Origin of the sequence: Trichocoleus sp. AS-A1, assembly GCF_039962015.1 — a bacterium.
Taxonomy (GTDB): domain Bacteria; phylum Cyanobacteriota; class Cyanobacteriia; order Cyanobacteriales; family FACHB-T130; genus FACHB-T130.
Genome location: NZ_JAMPKG010000046.1, coordinates 25,617 through 37,170 on the forward strand (window position 1 = coordinate 25,617; position 11,554 = coordinate 37,170).

Genomic DNA, 11,554 nt, shown 5'->3' on the forward strand with positions numbered 1-11,554 from the left:
TTTGATTTTGATGACGAAGAAACCCTTTTTTACAATAAAAAGGGTTTCTTCGTGATTGATGAAGCTCGCCTCTGTAACCGCAGATTGTACTAGGTAAGGCTGTCCATTGCCGCGACAACTTGCTGGGAAACAAAGGGGAGAATCGCTTTGTTTTTACTATTTGCTTTGCCTTCAGTGAACACAATCAACAAATAAGGGTGCCGTGATGGTAGCTCGATATAAGCGGCGTCGTGGCGAACTTGGCTTGTCCAACCGGCTTTAGACCACAATTGGGCATTTGGAGGCAGTCCGCCACCTAAGAAACCCCGCACCTGATTTTCCTCATCGGGGGCTTCATCGTCTTCTGCATGGAGGCTGCGTTTCATCAGTCCCATCATTGCTTGCGATCGCCCGGAGGAAACTGCAACGCCTCCGACAATGCTATGTATGAGCCTCGCCGTGGCATTGGTCGTCACCATATTGCGGTTTTCCCGCATCTCCCCTAAAAATGCCCGCTCTCGCCCATAGGGACCGTCACCCCAAGGTTTTTGATTGACATTGATGGTTTCCATCTCTGTCCAACCGAGGGATTGAAAGTAGCGATTCACGATATTGCGCTGCAACTGCCAGGTTTCAAACGGCCCTGGCGGCAACTCTGGACCGCTAGTAGTGCCAGTCAATACATCCAGCACTAAGCTGGTGGCGTCGTTGCTGGAATCAATAATCATGTCGCGGATGGCTCGCTCTAACTCCGAGGAAGTTTGGATCATTCCTTGTTCCAGCCACTCTTGTACAGCAACCAGATAAAACAGTTTAACGATGCTGGCAGGAAAGATTCTCTCGACGCCGCGATAGCTAAAGCCCCGGACTGGATATTTCCAGAATTCCTCTGAACTAAGGGCACCGCCAGTATTGACGGGCACTGGGGGATCGTAGACTACCCAGGTTAAGGCAATTTGGTTGCGGGCTAATCCCGGAAATTCTGCCCAAGTTGCTTCTAAAATGCGATCGCCTAATTTTTCTAGTTGTGCGTCTTTGTGAAAAAATGTCATTTTTATTAGTTGTTATCAGTTGTCAGTTATCAATTGTCAATTGTTCAATAGTTTGTACCACTGACCAACAACCACTGACCCATGACCCATGACTCATTCCGCGAGTACCAATGTCGAGTCAATCTAAACCTCTATGATTCCCCTAGTTGTACTCGTTTGGCAACTCAGGCAGCAATCGGGCGTCACTTGCGGATTTTGTCGCCAAAGACAGATTTAGATTCATCTATCCAGGTTTGTCTGTGTGAAGATGACTATTCCGGCTGGGTGGAAATTCAAGACCTCAAGGAGATTGAAGAGGCACAAACGCCCTTGCGGGCTTACACTATCTCCCCAACAGAAATTCAAAATCGCTTACCCCAAGTTATTGCCTTTATGCAAGCGGCGATGCAACAGCCGAATTATTATCTCTGGGGCGGAACAGTTGGGCCAAATTATGACTGTTCCGGGCTGATGCAAGCCGCCTTTTCTGCCTCTGGGATTTGGTTGCCGAGAGATTCCTATCAGCAGGAAGCTTTTACAGAATCGATTGCGATTCAAGAGCTACAATCAGGTGATTTAATCTTTTTTGGCATCGGCGATAGAACAACCCATGTTGCTTTATACCTGGGAGAAGGACGTTATATCCATAGTTCCGGTCAAGAGCAAGGTCGTAATGGAATTGGGATTGATGTCCTTTCGGAACAGGGAGATTCGATTAGTCAGTCGTATTTTCGGCAACTGCGCTCTGGTGGGCGAGTGGTTGCCAGTTATCAACCACAACGACAATAAGACATCAAAAGGTGGGAGGCAATCGTGTTAATTCCTGAAAGACTGGTAACGCAGAGCGAAATTTCCGCTGACGGTATCCCTGATATTTCCGTAGTAGTGCCGGTTTATAACGAGGTGGAGAGTTTACCCCACCTAATTGAAGCGATCGCAACCACTTTAATTGAGACGAATCTGAACTACGAAATTATTTGCGTGGATGATGGTTCCAAGGATGGTTCAGCGGAATTGCTGAAATCTCTAGTGCAAACCCACAAAAACTTAAAAGCAGTGTTTCTGCGTCGAAACTACGGTCAAACTCCAGCAATGTCTGCGGGGTTTAACTATGCGCGAGGCAAGGTGATTATCACAATGGATGGCGATTTGCAGAATGACCCAGCGGATATTCCCCGGCTCCTGGCAAAGTTAGAAGAAGGCTATGACTTGGTAAGTGGCTGGCGTGAGAAACGACAGGACGCCGCCCTGACTCGTCTGCTTCCGTCTAAAATCGCTAACTGGTTAATTGGGCGAGTCACGGGTGTAGAGTTGCATGATTACGGTTGTTCCCTAAAAGCCTACCGCTCAGAATTGGTGGCGGATATGAATCTTTATGGGGAATTGCACCGATTTTTACCAGCTTTGGCGTTCATTGAGGGGGCAAGAATTACTGAGCTGCCAGTAGGGCATCATGCCCGCCGCTATGGAAGCAGTAAGTATGGGCTGGGGCGGACATTCCGAGTCGTGATGGACTTGTTAACCGTCTACTTTATGAAAAAGTTCCTCACCCGCCCCATGCACGTCTTTGGGCTGTTTGGCATTATTGCAATGGCATTGGGGACGCTGCTCGGTCTGTATTTAACGATTTTAAAAGTGGGTTTCGGTCAGAGCATTGGCGATCGCCCGTTATTGATTCTGGCGGTCGTACTGCTAGTGACGGGTGTGCAATTGTTTTCTTTTGGACTGCTTGCAGAATTGTTAATGAGAACTTATCACGAGTCTCAGGGCAGACCAATCTATCGGGTGAGGGAAGTTGTTGGGGGGAATGTTAACAATAGTAAACAAAGGGAAGGCTAAAAGTGTAAGAAGGAATTAAGCTTTGAAAGTTTTTTGGACGCTAGAGCCGCCCAGTCGCCGCAATCTGTTGGTTTTATTTACGGCTGGGCTATTATTTTGGTCTAGTATGGCTTCCTTGCTCCCGACGCTGCCGCTCTATATCGAGGATGTGGGTGGCACGACGCAGCAGATTGGGATTGTCATGGGGTCATTTGCCCTCGGATTGGTTCTGTGTCGTTCGTGGCTGGGGCGTTTGGCAGATCGACGCGGTCGCAAGGTGGTCTTGCTGATTGGCATGACCGTGGCAGCGATCGCGCCTTTGGGCTATCTAGTTGTTAAATCAATTCCCCTGTTAATGCTGCTGCGAGCGTTCCACGGGATTAGCATTGCCGCTTTCACGACTGGTTACAGCGCCTTGGTGGTTGATTTGTCCCCATTCTCCAAGCGGGGTGAGTTAATTGGCTACATGAGCTTGGTAACGCCAGTTGGGATGGCGATAGGGCCAGCAGTTGGGGGTTATATCCAAGCTGGGGTTGGTTACACGCCGTTGTTTCTGCTCTCTTGCGGGCTAGGAGCGATCGGTTTAGTTTGTGCCAATCAAGTCAAAGAACCCCGAATCGTCCACGAGACAACCGATTCCTCTGCCGGTTCATCCGAAACTCAACAATTTTGGCGACTTCTGGCAAGCCCTCGTCTAAGGATTCCAGCTTTAGTGTTGTTGCTGGTTGGTGTAGCGTTTGGAGCGTTGAGTACCTTCGTCCCGTTATTTATTAAAGATGCCGAAGTTGACTTAAATCCGGGGTTATTTTACACAGCCGCCGCGATCGCGTCTTTTATTTCCCGCATCATCATTGGTCGCGCTTCTGACCGTTACGGACGCGGAATTTTTATCACTGGCAGTATATTCAGCTATGCATTGGCAATGCTGATGCTGTCTCATGCTTACACTGCCCGTAGCTTTTTAGTAGGCGGTTTTTTGGAAGGCGCAGGAGCGGGAACATTACTGCCGATGATGATTGCCTTGATTTCCGACCGTTCCTCTCCCCAAGAACGAGGCAGAGTTTTCGCTTTGTGCATCACGGGGTTTGATGTCGGGATAGCGATCGCGGGTCCTGTTTTGGGTTCCATTGCCGAACCCATTGGCTACCGAGCAATGTTTAGTATTACAACAGTTATTTCATTCCTGGCGCTGATTATCTTCGCTACCCTATCGAGCAAAAATTTATCCCATTCCCTCCGCTTCGCCTTTGGCAGAGAAAAGGATGTTTATGCCTTGAATAAGGTTGGGCTACAAAGTGAGGCATAATCCAAAGAAAAAAGGCAAAAGAAAGAATCTTTTGCCTTTTTCTTTTTTACTTAGTAACGGGCTAGGAGGGATTCGAACCCCCGACACCGTGGTCCGTAGCCACGTGCTCTAGTCCACTGAGCTACAAGCCCTTGCCAGAAATTTATAATAGCATAGCCTAACCGTATGATGCAAAATTTTTCTCAAAATCAACCGCTCACTCATTTGGATGCCCACGGTGAGGCTCAGATGGTGGATGTTTCCGGCAAAGAACAAACTCGACGCCATGCTGTTGCTGCGGCACAAGTGCGGATGTTGCTAGAGACATTTGAGGCGATTCAGGCGGGGAACGCGCCGAAAGGAGATGTATTGGGAACTGCGAGATTGGCTGGGATTATGGCAGCAAAGCAGACTTCTCAGCTAATTCCCCTGTGTCATCCCTTGCCAATTCATAAAGTAGAAGTTCAGATCGTGCCTGACGCCCAGTTGCCGGGATATCAGATTCAAGCGGAAGTCGTCACCAAGGCGGAAACTGGCGTGGAAATGGAAGCACTAACAGCCGTTTCCGTCGCGGCACTCACCCTCTACGACATGGCGAAAGCCCTGGAAAAGGGGATGGTGATTGAATCGATTCGCTTGGTGAGTAAGACGGGTGGCAAGTCGGGAGATTACCTTCGCCAGGGACAGGGCAGTTAGCGGCTTAGAATGAATTTAGTTGTTAGCGCTAACAACTCATAACTCATAACTTATAATTCATCACTTCCATGCCTCCTCGTTGGCCTCGCAAACCAGACCGCAATGACCCCGCCTATCGTCGCCTCGACGATAGAATGAATTTTGCCATCCATGTGGCGATTTTTGGTGCCTGTAATTCTGGCTTGTGGTTTTTCCACAACTTGCAGAATGCTACATGGCCTTGGGCAACCTGGGTGACAGGCGGATGGGCGTTAGTCTTAGCTACCCACGCTCTGTATATCTTTGCACTCGCAGATTATTCCGACCCAGTAACAGAATCTGGAAATACCAGTGCTGGTTTAGGATTCCAGCCCAAAACCAAAGAAAAATCCAAAAAAACTACCTAAAGATAGATCCCTGTTTCTTGCTTTTCGTGGATTCAAACTCGGACGGGGATCAACTGCAATGAAAGCATTAGATTCCCTATCCGCATAACCAAAGTAAATCCTATGGCTAGAACCAACACTTCCGAAGCAATTGAATCTCTCGCCGCTGAAATTGGCGAAAACGTTTACATCGATGTGGCTAAATGGCACCTTTATTTGCGAGATGCCAAGCTGCATACGGTTGTAGCAGAAAAGTTGTACCCCCTACTGGCTGATAATTCTGTAGATGAAAATCAGGTGTCGAAAGTCCTGCAAGGGATTCCTGTCAAGTTAGGCGGCGGGAAGCGGGAAGTTCCCTTAGTAGATTTGTTGCCTACGCAGTGCCAGGTAAACCTGATGGAGCTTCTGGAAGAATTCCAGCGCAGTCTATAAACAAGCTGTCGCTTTTCCCTTCCCCTTCTCTGCCAGAGAGGGGGTTTGGGGGTTTTACCGGCTCGCCCATAAAAGGATTAGCAAGAGCGAGTTGCATGACTAAAAATGTTTAGTTTGATACGCAGAAGTTTTGATTAACTTGCGACGATAAGCGTATTGACCGTAAACACTAACTAGATAAGGCATTAGGTAGGTCAGCAATCCAGAAATCCAGCGATCGCGCGTCATTTCGCCTCGGAAAAAGGCAAACCCGTGATTGATCAAAAACAAGAGAGTCCCGACAAATACAGCCGTTTTTAATCCAGTCGGGATAAACTCTTTGTCAAATAAGCTGACAACATATGCTTTAAGTGTCTTCATTCAGGGTTGCGATCGCTAAGCTAGATGAGCCAAGCTTCAATACTCATCTCGACTTACTGTTAGATATCACACCTTCCTCTTCAAGTTTGGTATTGTTTCATACACCTAATTGAGCTGGTTCAAGTGCGATCGCTATCTCCCGAAGCGCTGGCGAATCCGCGAGACAAAAATATCGACTTCTGGCAAATTTAGCTGCTTTGCCAAGAAAGCATAAACGATCAAGCCAACAAAAGCGGCTAAACTTAGCTGCAATAACTGCACCAGCAACCCATTCGCATTCCAGACTTGTTGAAAACCTTTACTGACACCCCAAGTCGCTAAACCAGCTACAAAGCTAGCACCTGTCAAACCCAAAATTGGCAAACTCCACTCTTGCCAAGGCAAGCCGTTAAGCTTGCGATTCAACATCCAAATGAGTGCCACGACTGAAATGGTATTCACCATCACCGTGGATAAAATTAAACCGGGTGCCCCAAAACGTTGAACAAGAATAAAATCTAGCAGAGCATTGAAGAAGATATTCACGATACTGATGCGAAAGGGCGTCTCTCCATCGCCCAAGGCATAAAATACCCGCACCAGTACATCTCGCCCCAAGTAGACAAACATCCCAATCCCATAAGCCATCAGCAATGAAGCAACCAACTCAGATGCTCTAGACTTAAAGGCTCCGCGTTGATAGATTACTTGGACGATGGGGACGGCTAGCGTCATCATCAGGGCACTCAAAGGCAACATAGTAATCGCAGTCAGCAGTAATCCTTGGCGAATCCGCTGCTTGAGTTCGGGCCAATCTTCAGGGGCAGCGAGTCGCGAAAAAACCGGCAGCAGGGGGACTAAAATGACATTCGAGATAATTCCTAGAGGTGTTTGAACGAGAAGCCCCGCATAGGTCATGGCAGCCGCTGCTGTGGGGATATACGAGGCGAAAAATAAATCGGTGTAGAGGTTAATTTGCAGCGTCCCGGAGGAAAGCGTCGCCGGTCCCATCACCTTCAAGACCTCCTTAACCCCCGGCTGATTCCATTCAAATCGCAGGCGTAACTTGCCTAAGCCAGCCCGCCACTGGGCAGTAAGTTGGACTAGCCACTGCAACACGGCACCGGCAAGGGTTCCCCCCGCCAACACCAGTCCTCCTACTTCAGCGTATTGGGGTAGGGTAATTTGGTTGCCGACTTGTAGCGCCAAAACTGCCAGTCCACCAATTACGGTAATGCTGGAGAATAAGGGGCTAACCGAGGGTAGCCAGTACATATCTGCCGCATTTAAGGTGCCAAAACCAATCCCAATCAGCCCAGCCATCAGCGCCATCGGAGCCATGATCTGTAACTGCTGGATGGCGATCGCTCTCACTTGCATTCCTTGCGGCGTCTCGCTTAAACCGGGTGCCACTAGGTTAATAAACACACCCGCAAACACGATTAAGACAATCGTGACGAGTAGGAGTATCCCGCCTACGAGTGTTGTAATCGTCTCCACGAGGGGCGCGGCTTCCGATTTGTCGCGCTGCTTGGCTAAAACGCTGACAATCGCACTGTGAAAAGGGCCATTGATGCCGCCCAGTAAGATCAGCAAAAAGCCAGGAATCACATAAGCGTAGTTGTAGGCATCGGCAACGACACCCACGCCAAAAGCGGCGGCGATCGCTTGTTGGCGCACTAACCCAAAAATTTTACTAATCAGCGTAGCAACTGCCACAATTCCGGCAATGCTCGCGAGTGTCCGAGCGGTTTTCTGCTTTTCAGTCACGAACGGTTAACAATCCCTCAATTGGCTCATCTTATTTAAACGCAAAGGTTAACCCCAAGGTACGCCAAGTTAAAATCTCCTTTGCGCTCCTTTACGATTTCCCTGGCTTACCTCTGCGTTAAAAATACTATGGATTGGCTCTACCGCTACCCGACTCTCTCATCCGGAATTTTGCTCAAACGCTACAAGCGTTTCTTTGCCGATATTGAACTAGCTTCTGGAGAGGTAATCACCGCCCATTGTCCAAATACCGGCCCAATGACTGGGGTTTCAACGCCCGGTAGCCCCGTGCAGGTGTCGTATAGCGACAATCCCAAGCGGAAATTGCCGTATACGTGGGAAATGATTCAAGTTTACGATACTGAACCGACTTGGGTGGGAGTGAATACAGCTTTGCCTAATCGGGTCGTTAAGTTAGCACTAGAAAAGTTCCTGTTCCCAATATTGGGCAATTACAGCCAAGTTCGCTTTGAGGTGCCCTATGGAGTAGAAAAAAATAGCCGGGTAGATTTTTTACTGACTGGGAATGACTCCGATTTACCCATTTATTTAGAAGTCAAAAGCACGACTTGGGCGCAAGGGAAACTGGTGCTATTTCCCGATACAGTCACGACAAGAGGACAAAAGCATCTGCGGGAATTGACCGCGTTAATTCCTCAGATGCGGGCGGTAATGCTTTATTTTGTGAATCGCGGCGACTGTACTCATTTTGCTCCTGGAGACAGTACCGATCCCCTGTATGGGAAGTTGTTGCGCGATGCGATCGCCCAAGGGGTGGAAGTATTACCCTGTCGCTTTGAAGTTACCCCAGAAGGGATTCGCTACTTGGGCTTAGCAGATTTTCTGCCTTCAATGCCCACGCAGACATCTTGCTTATCTTTGCCAGAATAGCGATGCCTAAAGAGTGGAACCTCACCCCTAACCTCTCTCCGTGAACGGAGAGGGGAATATGGTTGCCCGTTCACGGGCAACGGCAGGGATAGGGTTAAAAAACGGAAAGGTAGCCCAAATGCAGAGCGATAGGTATCTTGAAAAATAGCTAACCTCGATTGAGTAAAGGCAAATTGGAGCTAAAAAACGTCATCATTGCACACAAGGCGGGAGATCCCCTCAGCCGCAGCTGGGCAGAAAAATGCGCCAAACAACTGGAAAAACGCAATTGCCACGTACTCATGGGGCCGAGTGGGGCGAAGGATAACCCCTACCCAGTGTTTTTGGCTTCTGCAATGCATCCAATCGATTTGGCGATAGTATTGGGCGGCGATGGTACGGCTTTGGCGGCAGTACGGCATCTCGCACCCGAAGGAATACCGATTTTGGCGGTGAATGTAGGGGGACACCTGGGATTTTTAACCCAGCCGTTTGAGGAATTTGAAGATACTGAGCGAGTTTGGGACAGGTTAAGCGAGGATCGCTATGCCCTTGAACGGCGGATGATGTTACAGGCGGCGTTATTTGAGGGGAACCGCACGAATTTAGAACCCGTGAGCGATCGCTACCTGGCACTCAATGAAATGTGCATCAAACCTGCCTCCGCCGACCGCATGATTACTTCCATCTTAGAAATGGAAATTGATGGAGAGGTGGTCGATCAATATCAGGGAGATGGACTGATTGTTTCTACTCCCACTGGCTCCACTTGCTACACTATTTCTGCCAATGGCCCGATTGTCCACTCTGGCATGGAAGCGATTACCGTTACGCCCATCTGCCCGCTAAGTCTGGCGAGTCGCCCAATTGTCATCCCTTCTGGTTCTGTCGTCAGCGTTTGGCCTTTAGCTGACTACGAGTTAAACACTAAACTATGGATGGATGGCGTCTTGGCAACTGCCATTTGGCCCGGACAGCGTGTAGACATTCGCATGGCAAATTGCCTCGCAAAGTTCATTATTTTGCGGGAAAACTATTCCTATTACCAGACACTCCGTGAAAAGTTGCAATGGGCAGGAGCGAGAATCCGGTACAGTAACAATCACCGAAATTGAAATTCACTTTAAAACTCAGGCAGTCTAACACTCAATATCTACATGACAAAACAATTAGAGTTGCAATTTTGGGAAGTTGGATCGCCAGTCTCACCACCTTTCAATCCTGAATGCTTTAGCAACTTTTCAACTTTTGCGGACAACATGAAATTGCCAGTTCATCGCTGGTTTAGGTTCAGTGCGGGGTTCTCTGCTCAATGGGTTGAAACTATCATCACTAAAGCCAAGAAACAGGAAACGGTCACTGTCCTCGATCCATTTGCTGGTGCGGGTACGACTTTGCTAGCTGCTGAGAAAATAGGGGTCGAATGCTACGGGATTGAAGCGCATCCTTTCGTTGCTCGTGTAGCCAAAGCAAAGCTGTTATATCAAACTGACCTAGATGCTTTTATTCAACATACAACGAAGGTCATAAGATGTGCTGAAACTCTGCAAGGCTGTGTAGAAAATTATCCTCCCTTGATCCGTAAATGCTTCACCAACGAATCACTGGAATCTCTAGATTGCTTGCGTCAAGCTTGGGAGAAATTAGCAGATAATTCTCCGCAATCTCAGTTAACCTGGCTAACGCTCATTGTTATTCTCCGTCATGTTTCTCATGTAGGTACTGCACCTTGGCAGTACATTTTACCTCGCAAAACGAAAAGCTCAACTCTAGAACCAAAGTCAGCTTTTCAACTTATGGCAGAAACGATTGCCACAGACATGAGAATAGTAGGAAAAACAGCAGTTTCTCAGGCTAAGCTTATTCAGTCTGATGCTCGGACTTGTATTGGTGTCCCTGATAACTTTGCAAACTTGGTAATCACCTCACCACCCTATGCAAACAACTATGATTATGCAGATCCTACACGACTGGAAATGTGTTTTATGGGAGAAATTGCAGGTTGGGGAGACCTTCAGAAAACTGTGCGGCAATTTCTAATTCGCTCATGTTCACAGCACGTAACAAATAAGAGTGTAAATTTGGATAAAGTTTTAGCATCTCCTGAACTATTGCCAATCCAATCGAGTATTATTCAAATCTGCCACACGCTGGCTAAAGAACGTCATTTGCACGGTGGGAAAAAAAATTATCATCTGATGATTGCGTGCTATTTTTTGGACATTGCTAGAGTTTGGATAGCACTTCGCAGAGTCTGCCAACATCCTTCCACTGTTTGCTTTGTTGTTGGCGATTCTGCTCCTTATGGAATTTATATCCCGGTGATTGAGTGGATGGGTGCGCTAGCACAATCGGCAGGATTTGAATCCTTCACGTTTGAGAAGACTCGTGACCGAAATGTGAAGTGGAAAAATCGAAAGCACAACGTTCCTCTCTGTGAAGGTCGCTTGTGGGTTCGGGGATAAGTGTTACAACAAAAATATTTTTTAACAGCAAGAGTGGCAGAGTCATTTTCACATAAATGGGGTCAGATTCTTGGAAATCTAATCCAAGAATTTATTCGAGAGAGGCTTCAGGAAGTCGCTAATGAACAAGGTCTTTACTTAGACTATCAAAAGAAGCGCAAGGCAAGGTCTATTAAAAAGGTTTCATGGGAAGATCGCTATGGAAATTCTCATGACCTTGACTATGTACTTGAACGGGGAGGCACAGAACATACTCGTGGGCTTCCAGCAGCATTTATTGAGACTGCATGGCGACGCTACACTAAGCATTCTAGGAACAAAACTCAAGAAATTGAAGGAGCGCTTCTTCCACTTGCAGAAACTTATAGTCACCTGCGCCCCTTTTTAGGTGCAGGGCAAGCGCATCTCAAATGCTATTGACAAGCGGGTTGAGAGTTCTGATCAATTTGGGTTAAACAAGCAGCCAAAATCTTGAGCATGTAATTATTATCCATAGCAGCTCGG

Annotated in this window: 13 protein-coding genes and 1 tRNA gene; 10 read left to right on the forward strand and 4 right to left on the reverse strand. The window is 47.8% G+C overall.

Features of this window, described 5'->3' with window-relative positions; all coding sequences use genetic code 11:
- Nucleotides 1-89: 89 nt before the first annotated feature.
- Entirely contained in the window at nt 90-1,031 is a 942-nt protein-coding gene (locus NC994_RS24395) for a serine hydrolase (RefSeq protein ID WP_190434601.1), read from the reverse strand.
- An 81-nt stretch (nt 1,032-1,112) separates the two neighbouring features.
- Here NC994_RS24395 and NC994_RS24400 point away from each other — a divergent pair, with 81 nt between their 5' ends.
- Genes NC994_RS24400 through NC994_RS24410 form a run of 3 tightly spaced genes read left to right on the forward strand, consistent with a single transcriptional unit; the run spans nt 1,113 to nt 4,134 of the window.
- On the forward strand, nt 1,113-1,799 hold the full coding sequence (locus NC994_RS24400; RefSeq protein WP_190434604.1) for a C40 family peptidase: 687 nt from the start codon (nt 1,113-1,115) through the stop codon (nt 1,797-1,799).
- A gap of 24 nt (nt 1,800-1,823) precedes the next feature.
- Entirely contained in the window at nt 1,824-2,849 is a 1,026-nt protein-coding gene (locus NC994_RS24405) for a glycosyltransferase family 2 protein (RefSeq protein WP_347276571.1), read from the forward strand.
- Nucleotides 2,850-2,871: 22 nt separating this feature from the next.
- Nucleotides 2,872-4,134, forward strand: coding sequence for an MFS transporter (locus tag NC994_RS24410; RefSeq protein ID WP_190434606.1), 1,263 nt, complete (start codon nt 2,872-2,874; stop codon nt 4,132-4,134).
- 57 nt (nt 4,135-4,191) lie between these two features.
- Here NC994_RS24410 and NC994_RS24415 read toward each other — a convergent pair.
- A tRNA-Arg gene (locus NC994_RS24415) sits at nt 4,192-4,265 on the reverse strand.
- Nucleotides 4,266-4,299: 34 nt separating this feature from the next.
- Here NC994_RS24415 and moaC point away from each other — a divergent pair.
- The 3 genes from moaC (at nt 4,300) to NC994_RS24430 (ending at nt 5,606) form a co-directional block, all read left to right on the forward strand.
- Nucleotides 4,300-4,809, forward strand: coding sequence for a cyclic pyranopterin monophosphate synthase MoaC (gene moaC, locus NC994_RS24420; RefSeq protein WP_190434609.1), 510 nt, complete (start codon nt 4,300-4,302; stop codon nt 4,807-4,809).
- Between the two features lie 68 nt (nt 4,810-4,877).
- Nucleotides 4,878-5,195 carry a 2TM domain-containing protein gene (locus NC994_RS24425; RefSeq protein WP_190434612.1) on the forward strand — a complete coding sequence of 106 codons (318 nt, stop codon included), beginning with the start codon at nt 4,878-4,880 and terminating at the stop codon, nt 5,193-5,195.
- A gap of 102 nt (nt 5,196-5,297) precedes the next feature.
- Nucleotides 5,298-5,606, forward strand: a complete 309-nt coding sequence (locus tag NC994_RS24430) for a DUF3181 family protein (RefSeq protein WP_190434615.1) — start codon at nt 5,298-5,300, stop codon at nt 5,604-5,606.
- Between the two features lie 99 nt (nt 5,607-5,705).
- Here the strand turns inward: NC994_RS24430 and nrtS are convergent, their stop codons facing one another.
- Entirely contained in the window at nt 5,706-5,966 is a 261-nt protein-coding gene (gene nrtS, locus NC994_RS24435) for a nitrate/nitrite transporter NrtS (protein WP_190434618.1), read from the reverse strand.
- A 132-nt stretch (nt 5,967-6,098) separates the two neighbouring features.
- A complete protein-coding gene (gene murJ, locus NC994_RS24440) occupies nt 6,099-7,715 on the reverse strand; it encodes a murein biosynthesis integral membrane protein MurJ (protein WP_190434621.1) in 1,617 nt (538 codons plus the stop codon).
- Between the two features lie 129 nt (nt 7,716-7,844).
- On the opposite strand from murJ, the gene sfsA reads away from it, so the two are divergent.
- From sfsA to NC994_RS24460, 4 genes are all read left to right on the forward strand, one after another.
- Entirely contained in the window at nt 7,845-8,606 is a 762-nt protein-coding gene (sfsA, locus tag NC994_RS24445) for a DNA/RNA nuclease SfsA (protein WP_190434624.1), read from the forward strand.
- 173 nt (nt 8,607-8,779) lie between these two features.
- A complete protein-coding gene (locus NC994_RS24450; protein ID WP_190434638.1) occupies nt 8,780-9,700 on the forward strand; it encodes an NAD(+) kinase in 921 nt (306 codons plus the stop codon).
- A gap of 42 nt (nt 9,701-9,742) precedes the next feature.
- Nucleotides 9,743-11,050 carry a DNA methyltransferase gene (locus tag NC994_RS24455; protein WP_190434627.1) on the forward strand — a complete coding sequence of 436 codons (1,308 nt, stop codon included), beginning with the start codon at nt 9,743-9,745 and terminating at the stop codon, nt 11,048-11,050.
- Complete coding sequence (locus NC994_RS24460) at nt 11,051-11,470, forward strand: hypothetical protein (protein WP_190434630.1); 420 nt, start codon at nt 11,051-11,053, stop codon at nt 11,468-11,470.
- The last annotated feature ends 84 nt before the right edge of the window (nt 11,471-11,554 follow it).